The sequence below is a fragment of the Pseudomonas sp. VI4.1 genome (assembly GCF_002029345.1).
Classification (GTDB): domain Bacteria; phylum Pseudomonadota; class Gammaproteobacteria; order Pseudomonadales; family Pseudomonadaceae; genus Aquipseudomonas.
Window position 1 is genome coordinate 1 of record NZ_MULM01000131.1, and the last position, 23,803, is coordinate 23,803.

Consider the following 23,803-nt stretch of genomic DNA (forward strand, 5'->3'; position numbering starts at 1 on the left):
GGCCCGGCGCGTGGGGGCAACCGTGCACGAACTGCCCGGTCTGGACCTGGCATTGGGCAACCCCCGATGACAGTGGCGTGCCGTGGCACCGGGCGCGAAAAGTCTTGCTCACGCCGCATCAGGTGGCGCGCAGCGCATGCCGTGCACGCTTTCGCCAGCCAGTTGGAAGGCGACCCGCGCATCGGCTTGCCGCCGGTCCTGGCGCCCTATGTGCTGGATCGTTTGCTGCAACCCTTCGAAGTGGTGTTTCTATGAGCGTCGAGGATCGCTACTTCGACGGCTTGTTCGCGGGTAATGACGATCCCTGGGCGTTCCGTGATCGTTGGTACGAGCAGCGCAAACGCGCCATCACCCTGGCCGCGCTGCCCCGCCCACGTTATCGCGCCATCTTCGAGCCGGGGTGCGCCAATGGCGAACTGAGCGCAGACCTGGCCACCCGCTGCGACCGCCTGTTGTGTTGCGACACCGCCGCCGCCGCGGTGACACTGGCGCGCCACGCGCCTGAGCCTGTTCGATCATGCCGAAGTCCGTCAGAGCCGCCTGCCGGGCGACTGGCCGAACGAACAGTTCGACCTGATCGTGCTCAGCGAAGTCGGCTACTACCTCGACGCCCCGGACCTCAAGCAACTGATTGAACGAGCCGCACAATCGCTGACCGCCGACGGTCAACTCCTGGCCTGTCACTGGCGCCCGCCGATCGATGGCTGTCCGCTCAATGCCCGACTCGTCCATGACCTGCTCCACGCGCATTTGCATTTGCCGCGCCTGGTCCTGCATCAGGAGGCCGATTTCCTGTTGGAGCTGTGGAGCCGCGAACCCCGTTCAGTGGCGGCCCTGGAAGGCTTGCGCTGATGGGCGATTTTCCCATTCCATAGGACATCGACGCGACGAATGGCCGGACATGAGCAATACTCAGCTCTCGGCAATCCAAGGTTTGGAGCGCTGCACATTGCAACCAGACAAGGACGTAGCCCCGATGAAACCTGTTTCCATCAATGAAAGCAGCCAGCCCGCACAGATCTGGAACAGCGCCCCTCAGCTGGACACCATCCCTGTCATCAACACCGAAACCCTGGTTCCCCCCGGCGCGCGTGCCGTGGTGATCGCGGCGCATCCCGGCGATGAAGTCGTGACCTGCGGCGGCTTGTTGCAGCTGCTCAGCAACTTGGGGCATCCCCTGCAGTTGATTTCGATGAGCGGCGGCAGCGCCAGCCATCCGGGGTCGCTGCAGTGGTCGGAGAAACGCCTGAGTGTGTTTCGCCCCCAGGAAAGCGTCGAAGCCTTGCGCCGGCTGGGGTTACCGATGCACAGCCTGAAGTGGATTCGCGGCGGCTTTACCGACAACGCCCTGGCCGGGCGCGAGCTTCAATTGACTCAATTCATCGTCCGTTACTTGCGGCCCGGTGATGTGGTGTTCAGCACCTGGGGCGAGGACGGCAATGATGACCATGGGGCGGTTGGCCGGGCCAGCGCCAAGGCTGCCGCCATGGTCGGCGCGACGTTTCATGAAGTACCGCTGCGGGCCTGGCACTGGCCGACCCGCGATCGCGCAATGATTCCCTGGCACCGCGCGCGCAAGATCCGGCTCGACACCTGGACCGTCGCGCGCAAAAGCCACGCCACCCATGCTTACGCCAGCCAGCTCGACGGTGAACCCGCCATCGGCCTCGCCCCGCTGCTACCCCGGGCACTGCTGGAGCGGATTCGCCTGCCCTATGAAATCGTCTTTGTCTGAACCACCCCAATCCAGATGTAGGAGCTGGCTTGCCAGCGAAGGCGGTCTCGAGCCTTGCAGTGCCCATGAAGACGCCTTCGCCAGCAAGCCGGCTCCTACAGGATTCGGCGTTGACCACAATCCACCTGTACACCGGTGATCCCTTGTAGGAGCTGGCTTGCCAGCGAAGGCGGCCTCGAGTCTTGCAGTACCCATGAGGACGCCTTCGCCAGCAAGCCGGCGCCTACAGGGTTCGGATTTTAGCCATGAAACCAACGTCACGACGAATTCCGCTGAACTGCCCGCCCCCGCATCAGTCGCATGCATAAGCAGCCCGAAATCAGAGGAGTGACCGTGAGCAGCGATGTCAAGCCGCAGGCCATCGAATCCACGCCGTTGGACACGCCACCGGTGGTTCATCGGCTGAGAATTCTCACGGTCAACACCCACAAAGGTTTTACCGCGCTCAACCGACGCTTCATTCTCCCGGAACTGCGCGAAGCGGTGCGCAGCACCTCGGCGGACCTGGTATTCCTGCAGGAAGTCGTCGGCGAACACGGGCGGCATTCCTCTCGGTTCGACAATTGGCCGCAAACCTCGCAATACGAGTTCCTGGCCGACAGCATGTGGAGCGACTTCGCCTACGGCCGTAATGCGGTCTACCCCGATGGTCACCACGGCAATGCCCTGCTGTCGAAGTACCCGATCCGCGAATACCGCAACCTCGACGTCTCGATCACCGGCCCCGAACGCCGCGGCCTGCTGCATTGTGTGCTGGATGTGCCGGGGCACGCCGAGGTCCACGCGATTTGCGTGCACCTGAGCCTGCTGGAAAGTCATCGCCAGTTGCAGCTTCAACTATTGTGTCAGCTGCTCGAATCCCTGCCTGACGCAGCACCCGTCATCATCGCCGGCGATTTCAACGACTGGCAGCTGCAGGGCAATGCCGCCCTCGTGCGCCGCGACTACCTGCATGAAGCCTTCGAACGCCACCATGGCCGGCCTGCGAAAACCTATCCGGCGCGGTTCCCGCTGCTGCGCCTGGACCGGATTTACCTGCGCAACGCCAGCAGTCATGACCCGCGGATCCTGGGCACCAGACCGTGGACACACCTGTCGGATCACTTGCCGTTGGCGGTCGAAGTCCACCTCTGAAAATCCGCACTTATATGAGCTCCCTGTTGCGACATCCTGACGGTTCAGGGTAATTACGCCGGTAACGGTGGGCAGCTTTTTTACAAAGTGCGCTGGGAGACGACAATTCCGCCAGCGACAAGCTGGTGGTCAGCGACGGGACATTGACGGGGCGTTCAACGGCTTTCAGGTCGGCAATGACCTGTTCGGTGCGCAATTGGCGGGCGGGCAAACCTGGCGCACGGGTTTCTTCGTTGGCCACAACCGCCTGAAGGGCGATGTCGACGGCTTCAACCAGGGCTTCGAAGGCAAGCGCGCCGGCAAGGTAGAGCTGGAGGGAGACAGCCTCGGCCTATACGGGACGCTGACCGATACCGTTCCCGGTTGCGGCAAACTGGGTGGTGGAACCCCAGGCACAGGTGACACCCACAGGGTTACGTTTGACCACGCCGATCAGATCGAGACGCAGCAGAAATCCACCCAGGCCGACGTCGGCGTCGGGCTGATCCTGAGCCTTGCCCCGGCGGTCAGCGTCTATGCCGGTGCCGACTACAGCAAGCAACCAGCAACGGGCCCAGTCCGGCAATACCGGTCTCAGGGTCAGCTGGTAGCGTTGCGCTGGCTTTACAGCTCGCGCTTTTTTGACGATCTGACGAACAAACAAGAGGTTAGAGAAGCGCCATAATTCAGTCACTTATAGCCCCTAAAAATACCAGTACCGCTCATCGGCCAATTTCTTGACGCAATGTCAAGGGTCTTCTTAGCTACACGTTACTACCCCCGGAACCATACCAGGGGCAAGCCTTCAGGCACCCGCGAGAACGGGCGGCCAGAGGTTTGCCCAACCCATTCGGTCGCCCCTCATTCGGGGTAGGAGAGAGACGCCAAAGCGAGATAAGGCATGCTATTGCAAGGAAGACCGCCATGAAAAAGTCACTCAGCCCACAAGAGATCAAATTCACGTTTTGCACGGTCTCGAGTTCTCTCCTGCTGTGCTCGGCCATGGGGGTCCACGCCTCGCCCGAGGATGAAAAAACCGCCTGGTATGACCAGGAGGTTCAGCGGCTGAGCTTGCCCGCCCTCGCTGCAACCGATCCTGGCCGCTTCAATGCCCACCCTGACTTGCGCAGTTCCCAGCTCACCGTTGAAGATGCCGCGCCGTTGGCCTGGGATCAGCTTTACGGGCAGGCATCGCGGCAGGCACAAACCGACTATCTGGCGCAGGGCGCTTCCATCCCGGAGGCCAACACCCTCAAAGGCCCGGCGATCCTCACCCTGCAAAATGGCAGTGGCCATACCCAGCGGGTCGGGCTGATCGGTGGCCCGAGTCAGTTCCAGGGCAATGGCAACGGCTTGCTGACCAGTCGCGCCCTTGCCGACCCTCACACCGAAACCCTCAACCTGCAAGGCGAGAGCCTCGGCGCCTATTGGAGCCTGACCGGCCCCCAAGGCTGGCACGTGGACTTGAGCGCCAGTGGTGGCCGGGTCAACGGTTACAGCCGTGACGGCCAGGGCGCCCGGCAAGCGGCCGAAGGCAGTGCGGTGACGCTGTCGGTGGAAGGTGGTTTCCCGATCGGCCTGAGCGAAAACTGGGTGGTTGAACCCCAGGCGCAGTTGATCAATCAACGAATCACCCTGGACACCCCGAACCGGGACTCGAGAGATCCGTCGTCCAGCGACCTGACGTCGTGGAGCGGTCGGGTCGGTGCAAAGTTGAAAGGCAGTTACGACATCAATGGCCTGCCCATCGAACCTTACGTGCGGACCAACTTGTGGCACACGGTGTACACCGGCAATACGCTGACCCTTGATCAAGTCGACAAGATCAGCAGCAGCCGCTATTCATCGTCCGTCGAAGTGGGGTTGGGCCTGGTGGCCAGAGTGACGCCCGCGGTGAGCCTGTACGTCAGTGCCGATTACAGCAGTGATGTGGATGACAATGATCTGAATGGGTTGATCGGGAGTATGGGGGTGCGGATGCGGTGGTGAGTGTTTGACCTGAGGGAATGCATTGTTTGAGCCGACGCCTTCACGAGCAAGCTCGCTTGCTCGCGAAGGGCGCGCCGCGATGTTAGATCAACCCTCCGGGCGCAGCATCAACACCGCCAACGGCGGCAGATTCAACACCAGCGACAACGCCTGCCCATGGCTTGGCTCATCGTCGGTAAACGCCCCGCCGCTATTGCCATAGTTGGAACCGGCATACGTCGCCGAATCGCTGTTGATCACCTCGGTCCAGCGCCCGGCAAACGGCACGCCAATGCGATAAGCCTCGCGCGGCACCGGTGTGAAGTTTGCCACCACCAGCACCGGCCGTCCGTCCTTGCTCCAGCGCAGGAAGGCATAGACGCTGTTGACCGCGTCATCACCGATCAACCACTGGAAACCCTGCGGCGCGTCGTCCTGCTCGTGCAGTGCCGGCTCTTCGCGGTACAGCCGATTGAGATCGCCGACCAGTTTCTGCACGCCCTTGTGTTCCGAATACTGCAACAGGTACCAATCGAGTTGCTGGTCGTGGTTCCACTCGCGCCACTGGCCGAACTCGCAGCCCATGAACAGCAGCTTCTTGCCCGGATGCCCCCACATGAAACTCAGGTACGCCCGCAAGTTGGCGAATTTCTGCCAGCGATCGCCGGGCATCTTGTCGATCAGCGAATGCTTGCCGTGCACCACTTCATCGTGGGAGATCGGCAGGATGAAGCGCTCGGACCACGCATACACCAGGCCGAAACTCAGTTCGTTGTGGTGATGGGCGCGGTACACCGGATCCTGCTGGATGTAATGCAGCGAATCGTGCATCCAGCCCATGTTCCACTTGTAGTCAAAGCCCAGGCCACCCTGTTGCGTGGTCTGGCTGACACCTGGCCACGCGGTGGACTCTTCGGCAATCACCAGCGCGCCGGGAGCTTCGAGGTTCACCACATCATTGAGATGACGCAGGAAGTCGATGGCTTCAAGGTTCTCCCGGCCGCCATGCCGGTTCGGTACCCACTCGCCGGCCTTGCGCGAGTAGTCGCGATACAGCATCGAGGCCACGGCATCGACCCGCAGGCCATCGACGTGGAAATGCTTGAGCCAGTGCAGCGCCGACGCCAACATATAGCCGTGCACTTCGGTGCGGCCCAGGTTGTAGATCAGCGTGTCCCAATCCTGGTGAAAGCCTTCCTGCGGATTGCCGTATTCGTACAGCGCGGTGCCGTCGAACTGTGCCAGGCCATGGGTATCGGTCGGAAAATGCGCCGGCACCCAATCGAGGATTACGCCGATTTCCGCCTGGTGACAGGCATTGACGAAGGCCGCGAAGTCATCCGGCGAACCATAGCGGGCACTCGGGGCGAATTGCGACAGCAGTTGATAACCCCATGAACCGCCGAACGGATGTTCCATGATCGGCATCAATTCGATGTGGGTAAAGCCCAGTTCCTTGACGTACGGAATCAGGCGCTCGGCCAATTCATGCCAGGTGTACTGCCGGGCTACCTCGCCCAGGTCATCCAGTTCGCACTGCCAGGACCCGGCATGCAGTTCGTAGATCGACAGCGGCGCGTTGGAACGATGACGGTCGCCGCGCGACAGCATCCAGTCCTGATCCTGCCAGTCGACGCTCAGCGGCGAGCGACTTTCGACGCGGTGTCCGGCGGCAACGAGGTGGCCAGGGCCATCGGGTCGGCCTTGAGTGGCAGGATGCCGTGGCTGCCGAGGATTTCGTATTTATAGGCCTCCCCTGCCTGCATGCGCGGGATGAAGACTTCCCAGACGCCGGTGGGATGGCGCAGACGCATGGGGTGGCGGCGACCGTCCCAGTTGTTGAAGTCACCGACCACCGACACCCGCCGGGCGTTCGGGGCCCATACGGCAAAGCGCACGCCGTCGACACCGTCGACTGTCTTCAGTTGCGCACCTAGGCACGCACTGAGGTCGCGATGGTTGCCCTCGGCGAACAGGTACAAGTCCATCTCGCCGAGCAACGGGCCAAAGCTGTAAGGGTCTTCGGACAGTTGTTCGCCACCCGCCCAGCGGGTGCGCAGCAGATACGGCTGGGCCCGATCGAAGTGCCCGACAAACAACCCGGGTGTCTGGGTGGCCTCGAGGGTGCCGAGTTCCTCCCCGGAGTCCCTGGCCACTACCTGCACGCTCAAGGCGTCCGGCAGATAGGCCCGAATGAATTGCCCGCCGGCGCCATCGCCGTGGGGGCCGAGAATTGCAAAAGGGTCATGATGCTCGGCACGTACCAGAGCATCGATATCCCGTGCATTGGGCAGCAGCGCTTCTTTAGCGTGACCCTGATCCCTGTTCGAGAAACTCATGACTACTCTCCATCAAAATCGGAAAAGGGTTTAAGCCCACTCAATAGCCCATATAAACCGTGCAGTGGCACGGGCAACCATGTGGGGCGATTTTCAGCCTCGTACGCCACCTCATAAGCCGCCTTCTCCAGACCGAACAACGCCAGCGCGGCGTCCTCGCCTTCCGGATCTTGCCACGCATGAGCAAGACTAGCTGCAGCCAGCCGATAAGCGTCGATAAATGCTTGTCGTGCTTCATTTAAATAGCGTTCGGCGACGCGCTGGCGAGCGGCTTGGGCCAGGTCGGTGTTGTCGACGTTGTGCACGTTGATCGTCATCGCCGCGGCGTAGTCGAAGGAACGCAACACGCCACTCACATCTTTATAAGGACTGTGTTTGCCCCGACGCTCGTGCAGCGGCCGCGCCGGCTCGCCTTCGAAGTCGATCAGGTACGCATCGCCCTTGATCACCAGGACCTGACCGAGGTGCAAGTCGCCGTGGACCCGGATCCGCAGGCCGCCGGCGGCCTTTTTGCCCAACTCCTGGACGTGGCTGAGCACGGCTTTTTTGTTGTCCAGTAAACGACTGACCAGGGTTTTGTCCGCCGGGTTCAGTTCGCTTTGATGCTGCTTGAGCAATTTCAGGGCGTTTTCCAGCTGTGCCGCCACATCCTTGGCCGAGGCCAGTGCCTCCTTCTGCGTGGTGACGTGCGGCGCGAAGTCCGGGTTGTCGGTCGGTGCCGCCAGCACCTGGTGCATTTCCCCCAGGCGCTGGCCGAGCATGCCGGCGAAATCCTTCAGCTCGCCGAGGGCGTTGTAGTGCTGTTCCTGCTCGGACATGGCGTCGGCCAATTCATCACGCAACGCCCGTTCCAGGTTGTTCTGCGTCCATTCCCAGGCATCCCCCTGATTGCTCAGGTAACCCTGGGCGATCATCAACAGATTGTCCTCGCCCGCCGCATCGCGGCGAATCACCGAGCCCAGCAGCGGCGAAATATTGGCGAAACCGGCTTCGGTCAGGTACGCGCTCATTTCCAGTTCCGGGTGCACACCCGAGGCGACTTTACGGATCAGCTTGAGCACCATGCTGCTGCCGACCACCACCGAACTGTTGGACTGTTCGGCGGACAGGTAACGCACTTCCGGCTCAGCCGTGAGCCCCAGCTTGTCCAGTTCGTCGGTGGCTTCGAAACGGATCTCGCCGCCATCCGACGGCAACAGGGTGTTGTTCTGCATGCCCTGCACCACCGTGCGGATGAAGTTTTCCAGGGCGAACGCATCGGTGATCAAGCCGACCTGCGGCCCGCGTCGCACCCGCGACAGTGCCAGTTGCTGCGGCAAGGCGGGGCCGACCTGATCATCGACAATGAAGCCGAACGGCAATTGGTAACGGCTGGTCTGGCCGCCGCTGGTGACTTCGATTTCACTGAGCAGCACCGGATGCTGCGCATCGCCGAAGCGCACGCCATAGGCCAGGTGGACCTTGTCGATGGCCGCGTCCTTGCCCGCGAACCAGCGGCGGTTTTGCAACCAGTTGGGCAAGATGCCCTGCTCCATCGTGGCGCGTGATGGCGCTTCGAGCAGTTCTTCCATGCGTTTCTTCAATACCAGCGTCGTGAAGTCCGGAAGGCTTTGCGCCGGTTCTACGTGCCAACTGGGCATTTGATTCTCCGCGGCGAGTCCAAACCAGTAAAAACCGTAAGGCGCCAGGGTCAGCAGGAAATTCAACTGGCCGATCGGCGGGAAGGCGTTACCGCCCAGCATCTCCACCGGCACCATGCCGGCGTAGGCGGACAGGTCCAGTTCCGCCGCCTGCGCACTGCGCGAGACGTTGGCGACGCACAGGATGATTTCGTACTTGCCGTCCGGCCCGCTGTATTCACGGGTATACGCGAGGATCCGGCGGTTGCTCGGCGAGAGCATTTTCAGGGTGCCGCGCCCGAAGGCCTTGGACTGCTTGCGCACGGCGAGCATGCGCCGCGTCCAGTTCAACAGCGAGTGCGGGTCGCCGGCCTGGGTTTCGACGTTGACCGAGAGGTAGCCATATTGCGGGTCCATGATCGGCGGCAGCACCAGGCTCGCCGGGTCGGCGCGGGAGAAACCGCCGTTACGGTCGATCGACCATTGCATCGGGGTGCGCACACCGTCGCGGTCGCCGAGGTAGATGTTGTCGCCCACGCCGATTTCATCGCCGTAATACAGGGTCGGCGTGCCGGGCATCGACAGCAGCAGGCTGTTGAGCAGCTCGACGCGGCGGCGGTCGCGCTCCATCAACGGCGCCAGGCGGCGGCGGATGCCCAGGTTGATCCGCGCCCGACGGTCGGCCGCGTAGTAATTCCACAGGTAGTCACGCTCCTTGTCGGCGACCATTTCCAGCGTCAGCTCATCATGGTTGCGCAGGAAAATCGCCCACTGGCAGTTGGCCGGAATTTCCGGGGTCTGGCGCAGGATGTCAGTGATCGGGAAACGGTCTTCCTGGGCCAGCGCCATGTACATGCGCGGCATCAGCGGGAAGTGGAACGCCATGTGGCACTCATCGCCATTCAGGCCTTTGGCGTCGGTGTCGCCAAAGTACAGCTGGGTATCTTCCGGCCATTGGTTGGCCTCGGCCAGGAGCATGCGGTCCGGGTAGTTGGCGTCGATTTCGGCACGGATCTGCTTGAGGACGTCGTGGGTCTCGGGCAGGTTTTCGTTGTTGGTGCCGTCACGTTCGATCAGGTACGGAATCGCATCCAGGCGCAAGCCATCGATACCCATGTCCAGCCAGTAGCGCATGACCGACAGCACGGCTTTCATGACTTGCGGGTTGTCGAAGTTCAGGTCCGGCTGGTGCGAATAGAAGCGGTGCCAGAAATACTGGCCGGCCACCGGATCCCAGGTCCAGTTGGACTTCTCGGTGTCGAGAAAGATGATGCGGGTGCCGTCGTATTTGTGATCGTCATCGGACCAGACGTAGAAATCCCGCGCCGCCGAACCTTTCTTGGCCTTGCGTGCGCGCTGGAACCAGGCGTGCTGATCCGAGGTATGGTTGATGACCAGCTCGGTAATAACCCGCAGGCCTCGTTTGTGGGCCTCGGAAATGAAACGCTTGGCATCGGCCATGGTGCCGTAATCGGAATGCACGCCACGGTATTCGGCGATGTCATAGCCGTCGTCGCGCCGTGGCGAGGGGTAGAAGGGCAACAGCCAGACGGTATTGACGCCGAGGTCGGCAATGTAATCGAGTTTGGCGATAAGACCGGGAAAATCGCCGATCCCATCATTGTTGGAGTCGAAAAACGATTTGACGTGAACCTGATAGATCACTGCATCCTTGTACCAGAGCGGATCCTTGATAAAGGTGGCTGCCTTGGGTTTCTTCGCCATTTGAAACTCCTGTTGAATTCAAATTTACTGCGGAGCCGAGTGCAAACCCAATGACACCGCTGTCCTGTGGGAGCGGGCTTGCTCGCGAAGAGGGAGTGTCAGTCGGCATTGATGCTGCCTGACACCCTCCGCCTTCGCGAGCAAGCCCGCTCCCACATTTGAAGCGCATGTCTTTATACGGTGAAGCGCCAGATCCCGAACGGCAGATGCGCCGGATCGATTCGCATGAACTGGTCCTTGCCGTGCCACGTCCAGCGATGGCCGCTCATCAGGTCCTCGCCCTGGCTGCTGGCGTCGTCGGGTAATCCCATTTCCCACAACGGTAATTCGAAATTCGCTTCCTGGACGTTATGCGGATCCAGGCTCACCGCCACCAGAATGAAATTACTGCCGTCGGCACTGCGTTTGCCGAAATACAGGATGTTGTCGTTCCAGGCGTTGTAGACCTTCAGCCCCAGGTGCGTCTGCAGGGCCGGGTTCTGCCGGCGAATCCGGTTGAGCTGGGCGATTTCGGCAATGATATTGCCCGGTGCGGTGAAGTCCCGCGGGCGGATTTCATACTTCTCGGAGTTGAGGTATTCCTCCTTGCCCGGCACGGGGGCCGCTTCACAGAGCTCGAACCCCGAATACATGCCCCACAGGCCGGAGCCCATGGTCGCCAGTGCCGCGCGAATCAGAAACCCGGCACGCCCGCTTTCATGCAGGAACGCCGGGTTGATGTCCGGCGTGTTGACGAAGAAGTTCGGCCGGTAGCACTCGCGCCACGGCGACTCGTTCAGTTCGGTGAGATAGGTCGCCAGCTCGGCCTTGGTGTTACGCCAGGTGAAGTAGGTGTAGCTCTGGGTGTAACCGACCTTGCCCAGCCGCGCCATCATCGCCGGCGTAGTGAAAGCTTCGGCGAGGAACATCACTTCCGGGTGCAACGCCCGCACATCGGCGATCAGCCATTGCCAGAACGGCAGCGGCTTGGTGTGCGGGTTGTCGACGCGAAAGATCTTCACGCCCTCCTCGACCCAACCGAACACGATGTCGCGCAACTCAACCCAGAGACTGGGAATCGCATCGGTGGCATAGAAGTCGACGTTGACAATGTCCTGGTATTTCTTCGGCGGGTTTTCGGCATACTTGATCGTGCCGTCCGGCCGCCAGTTGAACCAGCCCGGGTGCTGTTTGAGCCACGGATGGTCCTGGGAACACTGGATGGCGAAATCGAGGGCGATTTCCAACCCGTGGTCAGCGGCAGCAGCGACCAGGCGGCGGAAGTCTTCGCGCGTGCCCAGCTCCGAGTGAATCGCCTCGTGCCCGCCCTCTTCGCTGCCAATGGCATAGGGACTGCCCGGATCGTTGGGGCCTGCGGTGAGGGAGTTGTTGGGGCCTTTGCGGTAACTGCGGCCGATCGGGTGGATCGGCGGGAAATACAGCACGTCGAAGCCCATGTCCTGGATCATCGGCAGCCGCGAGTGCACATCGTTGAAGGTGCCGTGGCGGGCCGGGTCATCGGTGATCGAGCGTGGAAACAATTCATACCAACTGGCGAACTGCGCCAATCCGCGCTCGACATCCAGCGGATATTCGGGGCTGAGGCTCAAATAGGCGCGGTGATCGGCCTGGGCCATCAACTCGGCACTGCGCTGGTGCATGAACAGCGCGACCTGCTCGGTTTCGAGCAGCCCGGACAATTCATGGTGCAGCGCCGCCAGGTCCTCGCTCAACTGGCCTTCCGCACGCTCCGCCGCCTGCTGGACCTGGTTGCGGCCTTCCTGCAACTCGAGGCTGATGGGCACGCCCGCCAGGTGCTTCTTCTCCAGCTCGTAGCGGAAGCTGGCAAACTGATCGATCCAGGCCTGGATACAAAAGACGTAACGGCCCTGCTCCACCACATGGAACTGGCCCCGCCAGCCATTATTGCCCAGGCTGGTCATGACCTCGGTTTGCCAGGTCTCGTCGCCATCGGCACGCCAGCGCACCCGCACGGCCAGTTGATCGTGGCCATCGGCAAACACCTTGCTGGTCACCACCACGTCCTGCCCCGCCACGGCCTTGACGGCAAACTGCCCGCCATCGAGTGTCGGCATGGTGTTTTCGATCGCGATGCGCGGCAGCAGCAAAGCCTGCGACAGCGGCATATGCGGGTTGTAGTTGAGCTCTGTCGGTTTTTCAGCAGTCATCGAGCATCTCTCCTTTACGCCCCATGGACGCTCTTGTGCTTGGTCGCCATTCGCGCAAGGCCGTCGGCCCCGGAATGAACTCACTTAGGTTCCGAGCGACGGGCGCGGGTAAAAGTTCATCAAAAGATTCACCAGTTGCCGTCTCGATCAAAAAAGCAGAAGCCGCGCTAAGCCCTGCCGGAGTCCTGACCAGCTAGCAGAAACGAGGCCATGTTCATGGCATTCCAATTTCGACTGAACACCCCCTAGCATCGATTACCCTACCCGGACCAGCCTATGAATTCTGCTCGACTGACAGATCGGTATTCATAGCTTTATCGGCGACATCCAATGGGCGGTCCGCCGAAGGCTTGTAACGAGCATAGCTATAGATGCCGAGAGTCGTTCCTGGAGCCGATATCTCTGCCATGAGGAGTACCGTCTGTCGTTTTTTTTGTGGGTATAGATATCAGTCTTGAGCAGTATTGCCTGTTTAGTCCTACAAAGGAGCCTACTTAGCCTACAAATGAACATGCAGGCTATCCAGCTTCTCACTTAACAGAAAACTAAAGCGTGATTTTTTAATGGAGTAACACTTGGCTATTTCTACCCACCCTTAAACACGTAAATCACGATAAAGAAAACTCCATTTGCATTGTAAGAATTATCTCCATTGACTGAGTGAATATTCCTACACGAAATAAGTCGCCAACTTGCACTTAGCACCAAAATCAACTAAATCTAACTGCGCCGCTTGATTTCAAGTGCGGACTCCACGAACAACAAAACAACATGAGGCTCGAAAAGCTGGACCAGGCACTTCTCGGTTCTTGTTCTAATAATGGAAATGGAGGACTTCTATAATGAGCGATATTATTCCTATTGGCATGACCGGCTTCGTCGTGATTTTCGTTACGCTGCTCTGTGCCTACATCATCTTCGGGATTGCCGGTTTTGGTACGGCACTGGTGGCAAGTCCGATGCTGGCGCTGTTCATCCCCATTGCCAAAATAGTGCCGTTGCTAGCGTTAATGGATCTGTTCGCGGCGTTGATCAACGTCAGTCGTGACGGACATAACGCCGACCGGGCCGAATTGCGGCGGTTGGTGCCGGTGATGATACTTGGAAGCCTAGTAGGCGCGGCAATTTTACTTACCACACGCCCGGAAGTCCTTCTGCCGGCGCTGGGTATCTTTGTCACCGGTTACGCCCTCTACTCGCTAAGTGGTGTTAAACCGCAGCGCACCTTCACCCCACAGGCCGCCATCCCGCTTGGCACCATCGGAGGAATTTTCAGTGCCTTGTTTGGCAGCGGTGGATTTATCTATGCGATCTATCTGAGCGGACGACTGCCAAACAAAGAGTCCATGCGTATTACCCAAACCACCCTCATCAGCCTCAGCACCCTGATTCGCGTGGTGATGTTTGTGTTCGCAGGCGTGTACGCGGACACCAGCTTGTTATGGCTAGCATTGTTTTTGGCCCCTGGAATGTTGATTGGCGTAACCGTCGGGCGCCGAATTACTTTGAATATATCCAAAACGCAATTCCTTAAATTTATCAATGTGATGATTCTTGCATCTGGCATCACTCTGATAGTTCGTTTTCTTCTCTGATTTACCTGCAGTTCAAACGTTGTTTTTTCTGATTGCAAAACTAACAAACAAGGTCGACGTGATGAAAAAAATCGTGCATAACGAGATGATGACAGGACCGGACTTCCTCGACAGCCTTGATGATGGTCGAGAAATATACATTTACGGCGAGCGTGTGAGAAATGTCGCAAAGCACCCAGCTTTTCGTAATAGTGCCTACTCACTTTCGCGTCTTTACGATGCCCTGCATGCTCCGTCGACTCTGGACCTGATGACTGATATTGATCCTGACGGTTATCGAACCCATCGTTACTTTATGCCATCGCGCTCCTCTGATGATTTGTTACGTGCCCGGGATGCCATTGCCCAATGGGCACGACTTTCATACGGATTCATGGGACGCACTCCTGATTACAAGGCTGGGTTTACCGCAACTTTGCGCTCTAACCCTGATTTATACGAGCCGTTTCACCATAATGCCTTGTCGTGGTATCAGAAAAGTGCGCGAAAGGTGCTGTTTCTCAACCATGTTCTGGTCAATCCGCCGGTAGGCCGTGCTCACAGCGCTGCTCAAATGCGCGACATCTACTTGCACGTAGAAAAAGAGACGGACGAAGGCATGATAGTGCGGGGTGTCAAGATGGTTGCCACCAGTGCCGCGTTGTCCAATGCAACCTTCGTAGCCCAAAACAGCGCGACTCATTATCAGGCTGGCGCGGAAGAAGATTTCGCCCTGTGTTTTATACTGCCGATGAACGCACCCAACCTTAAAGTCATGTGCCGCCGCTCTTACGAGGCAGCATCCATGAGTCCTTTCGATCATCCTCTGTCGAGCCGATTTGATGAGAACGATTCGGCACTTATCTTCGACGGCGTATTGGTTCCTTGGGAAAACGTACTTATTTATCGCGACATCGAGCGCGCTCGAAGTTTCTATCGCGCGTCAGGTTTTTTGAATCGTTATCCACTGCAATCGGGTACCCGCCTGGCGGTGAAGCTGGACTTCATCTGTGGTCTGTTGGCCAAGGTACTGGCTTCAAATGGATCTTCCGAGTTTCGCGGGGTACGAACGCGCCTCGCAGAAATCGTCGCACTACGCAATATATTATGGGCGCTGACCGAAAACTTATGCCAATCCCCTGAAGTACGAAAAGACGGCTCGGTTGTACCGCGTCTTGAGGCCGCTGCGACTGTCCGCTACTTTGGAACGCAGATCATGAGTCAACTCAAACCGGTGTTCAACACCATCTTGGGCGGTGCGCCGATTATGCAGGTGGCCAGTTGGTTGGATATGGCGAACCCGCAGATACGGCCTTTGATCGACGACTATTATCAGGGCAACCATCAAAGTGCCTCAGAACGCATGAAGCTCATCAAGCTTCTATGGGACGCGCTAGGCAGTGAGTTTGCGGGTCGCCACGAACTCTATGAAAACAACTATGCCGGCAATAATGAACAGGTGCGCCTCGACATGCTGCGTCATTGCGAGTCAGCAGGTGTGATGGACCAGTGCACGTCGCTGGTCGATCAATGCCTTGACGATTATGACGAGAGTGGTTGGAAAGTTCCCGGCTGGCAGTTTAATCCACTTCAAAGCGAAACTCGATGAAATCCACAAACACTGGACGCCCCTTACGACGGTATCCGAGCTTGCGTGCGTGAATATTGGAGATATCGATGATCTATACCGGTAATTGGAATCGTGACGCTATTGACTACCAAGCTTTGTTGGGACAATGGCATGTGGTGTGCCCAAGTTTGGACGTTGGCTCGGAGCAACCCAAGGCAGCGCGATTGTTGGGCAACGACTTGGTTCTATGGCGTGACGACACAGGCCAGGTGCATGCCTGGCAAGACTACTGCGGGCACCGTGGGGCGCGTTTGTCATTAGGGCACATCAAAAAAGGAGAGATCGAGTGCCCATATCATGGCTGGCGCTACAACCCTGAGGGGCAGTGCACGCGAGTGCCAGCTCATCCGGAGCAAAGCGGGCCTGCGTCGCAACGACTCGTCTATCGCCATCTTGCTCAGGAACGCTATGGCTACATTTGGGTCAGCTTGAAGACACCGCAACGACCTTTACCGGAATTCCCACAATGGGATGATGTCAGGTACCGCAAGGTTTACGCCGGGCCATACTGCTATGAGGCGAATGCGTTACGGTCGGTTGAGAACTTTATCGACGCCTCACATTTTCCATTCGTCCACGCCAACCTCAATGGGTTGCCGGATGCTCCGGAGCCGCTGAAGAAATACACTGTTCACAAGGATGAGCGTGGCTTGCACTCCTCTGAAATCAGCGTTTTTCAGCCCTATGGCGACCATCGCGGGATACCGATTAACGCACGCTATAGCTATTCGGTATTCAACCCCACCACCGCTTACTTTATGAAAAAGACCGGCGAAACCGAGCGCTTCTGCACCTTTTTCAACGCCACTCCCGTGGACGAAGCGCAATGCATCATCTGGCTGATTGTTGCCATTAACTTCGGTACCGATCTCAGCCTCGAACAGATACTGTCACGCCAAAATATGGTTTTCGAGCAAGACCGGCACATCGTTGAATCCCAGCGCCCTGCTCGGCTGCCTCTTGACGCTCACGCCGAAATGCACGTTGTGAGCGATCGCATGGGGCTGGAGTATCGCCGCTGGATTCGAGCTCTTGGTGAGGCCGCTTCGCTTGACGGCCTCAAACCTACGATTAAAACCGTTTCGATCTGACAAGGACTGTTTCCCATGACACTTCAATCTTTGCAACTGCTTGCAAGTCGGGAGTCCAACGCCCGTACATACGCAAACACCATCCCCAGAATATTGAGTTACGGCGCTGGCGCAGAAGTGATTGATAGCGATGGTCGTCGCTACCTTGACTGCCTGGCATGCGCGGGCGCGCTGCCGCTCGGGCACAATCACCCATTTGTTCAAGACCGTGTCATGGAGTTTCTACAATCCGGCCAGCTGCAACAGGCTCTGGATATTGCTACTCCGGCTAAATTGCACTTCGTGCACGAACTCTTCGAAGTACTCCCTCCTGCATTTGCCACACAAGCGAAATTCCAGCTCTGTGGCCCCACCGGTGCGGATGCGGCTGAGGCAGCCCTCAAACTTTTCAAAACCGTCACTGGACGGCGCCCGGTTATCGTTTTTCAGGGCGCCTACCACGGCATGACGCACGGTACCTTGGGCATGATGGGCAATCTGGCGCCCAAGCAAGCAATCAGTGGTCTACCGGGCGAGGTGCATTTCCTGCCTTACCCCTATGCCTTCCGTAGCCCATTTGGTGCGGGCATTAGCGCCCATGAAACTGAACGGCTTAGCCTCGCTTGTCTCGAAAGCGTGCTGAGCGATCCTGAAAGCGGAGTTAGCAAACCAGCGATGGTGTTGCTGGAGGCCATTCAGGGGGAAGGCGGTTGCATACCCGCGAGTGCCCATTGGATGCGTCAGGTGAGGGAAATCACCGAACGCCATCAAGTGCCTCTGGTGGTGGACGAAATTCAGAGCGGTATTGGCCGCAGCGGCGACGTCTTCGCTTTTCAGCAATCCGGAATCATCCCCGATGCAATTCTGTTATCAAAAGCCATCGGCGGCGGTTACCCCCTGTCGTTATTGCTTTATCGAGAGCAGTACGATCAGTGGAAGCCCGGCGCCCACGCAGGCACGTTCAGGGGTAACCAAATTGCGTTGGTCAGCGGCGCCGCAACACTTGAGTTCATTCGCGAAGAGGGCCTGCTGGAACATGTCCGTACCGTTGGCGACCAACTACGCGAAGGCCTGCTAAAGCTGAAAAGCCAACATGCGTGTATCGGTGACGTACGTGGGCGAGGTCTAATGCTGGGGATGGAGCTGGTCGATCCGAATGGTCAGATTGATTCGCAAGGCCATCCTCAAGCAGCTGGCGACTTGGCGTCCAGCGTGAAGCGCGCTTGTCTTGAAGACGGATTGCTCATAGAGACCGGCGGTCGCCACGGCGCGGTACTGCGTTTTCTCCCTCCGTTAGTGATTAGCAGCCTGCAAGTCGAGCAGATACTAGAGCGCCTGGACCGAGTCCTTACCCAACACAATCACTCGGCTGCGCGGGTCATACCTCCAGTCAATATGATGGAGGTACAGGCATGACATCCCCCACTTCGATAGTTGATGTGCTCGGCATCGGATTCGGACCAGCAAATATCGCACTGGCGATTGCTTTGGAGGAGTTGGCCCCGCATCTGCGCGTAGCTTTTGTTGAGAAGCGTCTGGATTCATTTTGGCAGCCCAACATGCTGTTACCAGGCTCCGACATACAGAATCATCCGCTTCGCGACCTAGTCACGCCGCGTAATCCACGCAGTCGTTATACCTTCACCAATTTCTTGTACGAGCATGATCGGCTTTATGAACACCTGAACCTACCTTTGCACTATCCGTTGCGCGCCGAGTACGCCCATTACGTCAGCTGGGTCGCCGGGTTCTTTGGTGACCGAGTGCTTTATGGTTGCCAAGCTGATGCTGTTGAGGCGGTTTGCGCTTCTGAAGGCTCCAGCCCCCACTTCAAGGTGCACTGCACCGAGGGACGAGTATTACACGCCCGCTCCCTGGTAATCGCGCCCGGACGCACGCCCCATATCCCGGCGCCTTTCGCGGGCTTGGATGACGTGCGCGTACGCCATCTCAACGACTACTTGCCGGCCCTTGCGGACGCTGTGGCCGCAACTGCGGGAAAATGTCGCATCGCTGTAATTGGAGGTAGTCAAAGTTCCGTGGAGATTTTGCTTCATGCCAGCGAGCAATTCGGCGTGCGCGAAGTCGTAGGGTACACACGCAATTTCGGCTATCGCCAGAAGGACACCAGCCCATTTTCCGAAGAAGTGTATTTCCCCTCATTCGTCGACACCTTTTATCACGCTAGCGCCAAACACAAAGAGCGGCTACGTAAAGAGCTTGTGAACACCAACTATTCCTCCGCCGACATTGATGTCTTGAATCAGTTGTATGTGCGCCGTTACGAGCAGTCGCTGTTTGGGGATCGCCGTTTGCAACTGCGCACGTGCGAGGAAATTCAGGCTTGCAGGCCGTCGGCGATTGGGCTGGAAATAGAAAGTCTCCACTATTTGGAGGGCGGAACCCATCAGCAGACCTTCGACTTGGTCATTCTTGCCACTGGTTTTCTCGATCTCGGTGGAGGCGATAGGCAAGAGCCCTTTCCGCCTTTATTGCGGCGCTTCGCCGCCGACAATCAGTTGGACGGATTTTCTATAGGACGCGATTATCGGATTGATCTAATTGAGGGACCGCCTGCGTACCTCAATGGGTTGTGTGAGTCGTCACACGGTATGGGCGACGCGGGATCCTTCAGTCTGCTCGCACTGCGCTCAAAGACCATTGTTCAATCACTCGTCAGACAACTGGGCTTGGCAGAGCAGCCCGCTCGACAATAATTGGGCAGACTTCGTTGAGCAATTGTGTGGGCCAGTGGGTGCTGCGTCCACCATTTCTGCAGACATAACCCACCGAACCACGAGTGCTAAGCACATGGTGATATCGCTGCACAGAATGCCAACCCTATGCACACTTTGAACTTCTTTTTTAATTCTTTTTTATTTCTGCGAGAACATGCTTATGCCTACTTGCCCGTTTCATTATCCCCATCACCGATCAACCGAGCAGCAACTGATTGATCGCTTCATCGACGCCTTCCCCTTGGCAACTATCACGTCCAGACAGGAGGACGTGTTTATTTCCAGTCATATTCCGTTATTGCGTCAGTCTGACGGCTCGCTGTTCGGACACGTGGACGTCAAAAACCCTCAATTCAATAAAACGCAACGTCTCAGTTGCCAGATCATCTTCATGGGACCGTCGGCTTATATCCCTCCCCACGCCTACGTTTCCAACCAGCTGCCAACATGGAATTACCTGGCCGTTCATATGCAAGCGCAAATTACTGTTTCGAGTAACCCTAGCCAAAACCTCGATACCCTGCAGCAAACCGCCGAGCGCTTGTCAACGAAAGAGACGGATTATCGTTTCGACCCCGATGACGCTCGAGTTATGGCTAACCTACATCATATCCGGAGCCTTAAGATTCAGCCCGAACATGTAGAAGGACGTTTCAAACTGTCTCAGGACAAGCCTGCCGCGGACGCTTCCGCGGCCCTCGAATGGTTACTCTCTCATCGTTTGTATGGGCATCGAGGATTACTGGTCGACGTCCTCTCTACGACATCCGCACGCAGCTCCAATTGAGGTGAGGTATGCCCATAATACGAATAGAAGATACGGTCCAGCGCAGTGCGGTTGTTCGCCGTGCGGTAATCGAAACGATTTATCGTTGCTTAAAGCAGGTCTTCAAAGTTACTGACGAGGAACTACAGGCGCGATATCAAACCTACGAAGCTCAGGACTTCCGAGCACCCGGTGATTGTACGGAGTTCATCCAAATAGAAATAACGCTGTTCAAGGGGCGCACACTTGAATCCAAACGTCAGCTATATCAAACCATTTGTGATGCTTTGACAGAACAGCTCCGCCTCCCTGCACATTCAGTGTTGATCCTATTGAAAGAACATGACGCTGAAAACTGGGGAATGCGAGGTGGTCAACCGGCGTGCGAAATTGACTTCGGGTATTCAATCGAGATTTAACCCCGAAGGAGGTGGAGTTTTCAAGCAAGAACGGTCCCTACAAACTGATGAAATTTCGTGGAATCAATTCCTCTGTGCAACGGTCAATCCACTTAAGCACGTCTTACGCCATGTGCCACAAGGAGGCTTCAACGATGGTTATTCCCGTCCCAGCTAAAACACCCGATCCAAACATTGACAGTCCAACGATTCCACCGACCGAACCGGAACCGGTGCCTGAACAGGAGCCGCCGGGCACCACCCCACCGCCACGGGAAGAACCACCGGAGACGATGCCGCCGGTGATCGTCAAACCCTGAACACAATCTCCCTGACCGATGAAAGATCCAATGTAGGAGCTGGCTTGCCAGCGAAGGGGCCGTCAGATCATGCGACGCACTCCTTAGGACGCCTTCGCTGCAAGCCAGCTCCTACACAAGCCAGCTCCTACAGGTGATGTCATCTTTCTCGAAGATCTTCACGATCTTGGGCATCACCCCTAGGATCATCAATGCCAGCAAGGTACTGAGCACCGCTGTCGCCTCGCGCCCCAACCCGGCTGAAACGCCGATGGCCGCGGTCATCCACAAGCCGGCGGCGGTGGTCAGGCCTTTGACGTGGCCTTCATCGCCCTCCTGGTTTTTCAGGATGGTTCCGGCGCCAAGAAAGCCGATCCCGGCGATCACGCCCTGCACGACCCGGCTCATGGCGTCGGCCTGGGAGCCGGACATCTGCGGCACCAGCACAAACAGCGCCGCCCCCAGCGCCACCAGCATGTGGGTGCGCACCCCGGCGGCCTTGCCCTTCTGCTCGCGTTCGAAACCGAGAATCCCGCCCAGCAGCGCGGCCATCAACAAGCGCACGGTGATGCGGGTCAGCTGTGACGCATCCGTGATGTCGGCGAACTCCGCTTGCAGGGTCACCCAAACCTCATGCCACCAGGCGTTCATGGTGCAATCCTTGTAATGAATGGCTCGATAGGGGGTGGACCGCGGCGACCATTAATCGGTTGCACAGAACGATGTCCGTCAATTACGTCCTAACAGTTTAGAACCCGCCGAATAAAGGACACCTCCCATGACGGTACGCATCGAAAACCAGACCTGCTTCTTTACCACCGAGAACGGCGAAGAAATTCGTCTGTGTCCCGACGTCACCATCGTTACTGACCCTGAAAAGGCCATGTCGGCGGTGGACATCAATGGTCAGCACATCTACATCACCGAAGCGGAAGCCGATGCATTGACCGTAGCAGGTGCCGTGGACGGTCGCCGGCATTTGAAGGCCACCGACAGTGATTCGGTGATTTGACCGAATCACCTCGACAATGCCTCCCGGCGCCTGATGCAGGCGTCGGCATCGCGCTGTACTGGATGCTTCAAGTTGTCGCAGCCAGTGGGTTCCAGGCCATCTGATCCGCTTTTTATTGCAATATCTGAGTCTGTTATGCAAACAGATCGCCGCGCATAGTGCTCACGCCTGATGGAGGCTGATGAGCGACAGACCATGAGCGATAGAATTCCCGTCCGAACCCTGGAAAGTGTCCCGCCCGTACAAAGCTTCGAGCCTTCGCGTCCACAGATGAAGGCCAAGTCCAGCGACAACCTGATCCACACCCGCAGTTTCACCGGCCTGTTCCGTACGCTGCGCATGAGCGGCGCCGGGTTTCTGTTCCTGCTGTTTTTCGGCACCGTGTGGTTGAACTGGGGCGGCCGCCAGGCGGTGCTCTGGGACTTGTCCGAAAGCAAATTCCACATCTTTGGCGCGACCTTCTGGCCGCAGGATTTCATCCTGCTCTCGGCGTTGCTGATCATCGCCGCATTCGGCTTGTTTGCAATCACCGTGTTCGCCGGGCGGGTCTGGTGCGGCTACACCTGCCCCCAGAGCTCCTGGACCTGGATCTTCATGTGGTGCGAGAAGATCACCGAGGGCGAACGCAACCAGCGCATCAAGCTGCAAGCCGCGCCCTGGGGCCTGAACAAACTGATCCGGCGCTCGATCAAGCACACCCTGTGGCTGGCCATCAGCCTGTTGACCGGCCTGACCTTTGTCGGTTACTTCACGCCAATCCGGCCGCTGGCCGAAGAATTGCTGACTTTGCAAATGGGCGGCGTCAGCCTGTTCTGGGTGGTGTTTTTCACCGGTGCCACTTACATCAACGCCGGCTGGCTGCGCGAGGCGGTGTGCATGCACATGTGCCCGTATGCCCGGTTCCAGAGCGTGATGTTCGACAAAGACACCCTGACCATTTCCTATGACGTCGCCGTGGCGGAACACCGGGGCCCGCGCAAACGCGAGGTGGTACCGGCTACAGTCGGACTCGGCGATTGCATCGACTGCCAGCTCTGCGTGCAGGTCTGCCCCACCGGCATCGACATCCGCGACGGTTTACAGATGGAGTGCATCGGTTGCGCCGCATGCATCGACGCCTGCGATTCGATCATGGACAAGATGGGCTATGCCCCTGGGCTGATCAGCTATACCTCGGAGCATGAGTTGCAGGGTGGCAAGACCCGGCTGCTGCGGCCACGGCTGATCGGTTATACCGCGGTGCTGCTGGTGATGATCGGCGCCCTCGCCCTGGCGCTGGTGGAACGGCCGATGGTCTCGCTGGACGTGAGCAAGGACCGGGGCCTGTTTCGCGAGAACAGTCAGGGCCAGATTGAAAACATCTATAGCCTGAAGGTCATCAACAAGACCCAGCAACGGCAGGACTACCGGGTGACCCTGGTCGATGGCGACGGCTTCCAGCTCCAGGGCAAGACCGAGCTGAGCCTGGCGCCTGGCGAGATAGTCGATGTGCCGGTGTCGGTGGCGATGATGAGCGAACGGCCGAGCAGCGGGTCGCAGAGCATCAGCTTCAAGATTGTCGACGGTGACGAGCCCGATATTTATAGCGTGGCCAAGAGCCGGTTTGTTGCGCCGATGAACCGTTGATCCCTTAGACTGCGATGCTGCCA

17 protein-coding genes and 4 pseudogenes are annotated in these 23,803 nt (G+C 58.3%); 17 read left to right on the plus strand and 4 right to left on the minus strand.

Annotated elements, in window-relative coordinates; translation table 11 throughout:
- The 7 genes and pseudogenes from BZ163_RS09835 to BZ163_RS09860 all read left to right on the plus strand — a co-directional run.
- Window positions 1–255, plus strand: a pseudogene (locus tag BZ163_RS09835) (PIG-L family deacetylase); the annotation flags it as partial.
- Window positions 252–852 (plus strand): annotated as a pseudogene (locus BZ163_RS09840) (SAM-dependent methyltransferase). The pseudogenes BZ163_RS09835 and BZ163_RS09840, both read left to right, overlap by 4 nt.
- Before the next feature lie 124 nt (window positions 853–976).
- The gene (locus BZ163_RS09845) at window positions 977–1,735 is read left to right on the plus strand and encodes a PIG-L deacetylase family protein (RefSeq protein ID WP_128870746.1); all 759 of its coding nucleotides are present in this window, start codon (window positions 977–979) and stop codon (window positions 1,733–1,735) included.
- 333 nt (window positions 1,736–2,068) lie between these two features.
- Window positions 2,069–2,869 carry an endonuclease/exonuclease/phosphatase family protein gene (locus tag BZ163_RS09850; RefSeq protein WP_128870747.1) on the plus strand — a complete coding sequence of 267 codons (801 nt, stop codon included), beginning with the start codon at window positions 2,069–2,071 and terminating at the stop codon, window positions 2,867–2,869.
- Window positions 2,870–2,902: 33 nt separating this feature from the next.
- Window positions 2,903–3,027, plus strand: a pseudogene (locus tag BZ163_RS36350) (autotransporter outer membrane beta-barrel domain-containing protein); the annotation flags it as partial.
- Between the two features lie 38 nt (window positions 3,028–3,065).
- Window positions 3,066–3,533, plus strand: a complete 468-nt coding sequence (locus BZ163_RS09855) for a hypothetical protein (protein ID WP_371916797.1) — start codon at window positions 3,066–3,068, stop codon at window positions 3,531–3,533.
- A gap of 239 nt (window positions 3,534–3,772) precedes the next feature.
- Window positions 3,773–4,837, plus strand: a complete 1,065-nt coding sequence (locus BZ163_RS09860) for an autotransporter outer membrane beta-barrel domain-containing protein (RefSeq protein WP_128870748.1) — start codon at window positions 3,773–3,775, stop codon at window positions 4,835–4,837.
- Between the two features lie 87 nt (window positions 4,838–4,924).
- Here the strand turns inward: BZ163_RS09860 and glgB are convergent.
- The 3 genes and pseudogenes from glgB to BZ163_RS09875 all read right to left on the minus strand — a co-directional run bounded on the left by glgB (window position 4,925) and on the right by BZ163_RS09875 (window position 12,667).
- Window positions 4,925–7,155: pseudogene (gene glgB / locus BZ163_RS09865) on the minus strand (1,4-alpha-glucan branching protein GlgB).
- Between the two features lie 2 nt (window positions 7,156–7,157).
- A complete protein-coding gene (gene treS, locus BZ163_RS09870; RefSeq protein ID WP_128870749.1) occupies window positions 7,158–10,499 on the minus strand; it encodes a maltose alpha-D-glucosyltransferase in 3,342 nt (1,113 codons plus the stop codon).
- 173 nt (window positions 10,500–10,672) lie between these two features.
- Window positions 10,673–12,667 carry an alpha-1,4-glucan--maltose-1-phosphate maltosyltransferase gene (locus BZ163_RS09875; protein ID WP_128870750.1) on the minus strand — a complete coding sequence of 665 codons (1,995 nt, stop codon included), beginning with the start codon at window positions 12,665–12,667 and terminating at the stop codon, window positions 10,673–10,675.
- An 842-nt stretch (window positions 12,668–13,509) separates the two neighbouring features.
- On the opposite strand from BZ163_RS09875, the gene BZ163_RS09880 reads away from it, so the two are divergent.
- From BZ163_RS09880 to BZ163_RS34790, 8 genes are all read left to right on the plus strand, one after another.
- Window positions 13,510–14,262 carry a sulfite exporter TauE/SafE family protein gene (locus BZ163_RS09880; protein WP_128870751.1) on the plus strand — a complete coding sequence of 251 codons (753 nt, stop codon included), beginning with the start codon at window positions 13,510–13,512 and terminating at the stop codon, window positions 14,260–14,262.
- A 61-nt stretch (window positions 14,263–14,323) separates the two neighbouring features.
- Window positions 14,324–15,850 (plus strand): 4-hydroxyphenylacetate 3-hydroxylase family protein, encoded by a 1,527-nt coding sequence (locus BZ163_RS09885; RefSeq protein ID WP_128870752.1) that lies wholly within the window; start codon window positions 14,324–14,326, stop codon window positions 15,848–15,850.
- Window positions 15,851–15,918: 68 nt separating this feature from the next.
- The gene (locus tag BZ163_RS09890) at window positions 15,919–16,962 is read left to right on the plus strand and encodes an aromatic ring-hydroxylating dioxygenase subunit alpha (protein ID WP_168187336.1); all 1,044 of its coding nucleotides are present in this window, start codon (window positions 15,919–15,921) and stop codon (window positions 16,960–16,962) included.
- A gap of 15 nt (window positions 16,963–16,977) precedes the next feature.
- Window positions 16,978–18,357 carry a diaminobutyrate--2-oxoglutarate transaminase family protein gene (locus BZ163_RS09895; protein WP_128870754.1) on the plus strand — a complete coding sequence of 460 codons (1,380 nt, stop codon included), beginning with the start codon at window positions 16,978–16,980 and terminating at the stop codon, window positions 18,355–18,357.
- Window positions 18,354–19,658, plus strand: coding sequence for a SidA/IucD/PvdA family monooxygenase (locus BZ163_RS09900; protein WP_128870755.1), 1,305 nt, complete (start codon window positions 18,354–18,356; stop codon window positions 19,656–19,658). Before BZ163_RS09895 ends, BZ163_RS09900 begins: the two co-directional genes overlap by 4 nt.
- 181 nt (window positions 19,659–19,839) lie before the next feature.
- Window positions 19,840–20,466 (plus strand): FMN-binding negative transcriptional regulator, encoded by a 627-nt coding sequence (locus BZ163_RS09905; protein ID WP_168187337.1) that lies wholly within the window; start codon window positions 19,840–19,842, stop codon window positions 20,464–20,466.
- An 8-nt stretch (window positions 20,467–20,474) separates the two neighbouring features.
- Complete coding sequence (locus BZ163_RS09910; protein ID WP_128870757.1) at window positions 20,475–20,864, plus strand: tautomerase family protein; 390 nt, start codon at window positions 20,475–20,477, stop codon at window positions 20,862–20,864.
- Between the two features lie 134 nt (window positions 20,865–20,998).
- Window positions 20,999–21,163: a hypothetical protein gene (locus BZ163_RS34790; RefSeq protein WP_168187338.1), complete on the plus strand. Its 165-nt coding sequence runs from the start codon at window positions 20,999–21,001 to the stop codon at window positions 21,161–21,163.
- A 111-nt stretch (window positions 21,164–21,274) separates the two neighbouring features.
- On the opposite strand, the gene BZ163_RS09915 is transcribed toward BZ163_RS34790, so the two are convergent.
- Window positions 21,275–21,793 (minus strand): MgtC/SapB family protein, encoded by a 519-nt coding sequence (locus tag BZ163_RS09915; RefSeq protein ID WP_128870758.1) that lies wholly within the window; start codon window positions 21,791–21,793, stop codon window positions 21,275–21,277.
- A 127-nt stretch (window positions 21,794–21,920) separates the two neighbouring features.
- Here BZ163_RS09915 and BZ163_RS09920 point away from each other — a divergent pair, with 127 nt between their 5' ends.
- Together BZ163_RS09920 and ccoG are read left to right on the plus strand one after the other, a co-directional pair.
- Window positions 21,921–22,154 carry a DUF3203 family protein gene (locus BZ163_RS09920; RefSeq protein ID WP_128870759.1) on the plus strand — a complete coding sequence of 78 codons (234 nt, stop codon included), beginning with the start codon at window positions 21,921–21,923 and terminating at the stop codon, window positions 22,152–22,154.
- Between the two features lie 195 nt (window positions 22,155–22,349).
- Window positions 22,350–23,780 carry a cytochrome c oxidase accessory protein CcoG gene (gene ccoG, locus BZ163_RS09925; RefSeq protein ID WP_128870760.1) on the plus strand — a complete coding sequence of 477 codons (1,431 nt, stop codon included), beginning with the start codon at window positions 22,350–22,352 and terminating at the stop codon, window positions 23,778–23,780.
- The last annotated feature ends 23 nt before the right edge of the window (window positions 23,781–23,803 follow it).

Bases quoted from the DNA above. Each gene is read 5' to 3' on its own strand.
- BZ163_RS09910 (WP_128870757.1), top strand. From the start codon at position 20,475: ATGCCCATAATACGAATAGAAGATACGGTCCAGCGCAGTGCGGTTGTT.
- BZ163_RS09915 (WP_128870758.1), bottom strand. From the start codon at position 21,793: ATGAACGCCTGGTGGCATGAGGTTTGGGTGACCCTGCAAGCGGAGTTC.
- BZ163_RS09890 (WP_168187336.1), top strand. From the start codon at position 15,919: ATGATCTATACCGGTAATTGGAATCGTGACGCTATTGACTACCAAGCT.
- BZ163_RS09875 (WP_128870750.1), bottom strand. From the start codon at position 12,667: ATGACTGCTGAAAAACCGACAGAGCTCAACTACAACCCGCATATGCCG.
- BZ163_RS09900 (WP_128870755.1), top strand. From the start codon at position 18,354: ATGACATCCCCCACTTCGATAGTTGATGTGCTCGGCATCGGATTCGGA.
- BZ163_RS09845 (WP_128870746.1), top strand. From the start codon at position 977: ATGAAACCTGTTTCCATCAATGAAAGCAGCCAGCCCGCACAGATCTGG.
- ccoG (WP_128870760.1), top strand. From the start codon at position 22,350: ATGAGCGATAGAATTCCCGTCCGAACCCTGGAAAGTGTCCCGCCCGTA.
- BZ163_RS09885 (WP_128870752.1), top strand. From the start codon at position 14,324: ATGAAAAAAATCGTGCATAACGAGATGATGACAGGACCGGACTTCCTC.
- BZ163_RS09895 (WP_128870754.1), top strand. From the start codon at position 16,978: ATGACACTTCAATCTTTGCAACTGCTTGCAAGTCGGGAGTCCAACGCC.
- treS (WP_128870749.1), bottom strand. From the start codon at position 10,499: ATGGCGAAGAAACCCAAGGCAGCCACCTTTATCAAGGATCCGCTCTGG.
- BZ163_RS09905 (WP_168187337.1), top strand. From the start codon at position 19,840: ATGCCTACTTGCCCGTTTCATTATCCCCATCACCGATCAACCGAGCAG.
- BZ163_RS09860 (WP_128870748.1), top strand. From the start codon at position 3,773: ATGAAAAAGTCACTCAGCCCACAAGAGATCAAATTCACGTTTTGCACG.
- BZ163_RS34790 (WP_168187338.1), top strand. From the start codon at position 20,999: ATGGTTATTCCCGTCCCAGCTAAAACACCCGATCCAAACATTGACAGT.
- BZ163_RS09920 (WP_128870759.1), top strand. From the start codon at position 21,921: ATGACGGTACGCATCGAAAACCAGACCTGCTTCTTTACCACCGAGAAC.
- BZ163_RS09880 (WP_128870751.1), top strand. From the start codon at position 13,510: ATGAGCGATATTATTCCTATTGGCATGACCGGCTTCGTCGTGATTTTC.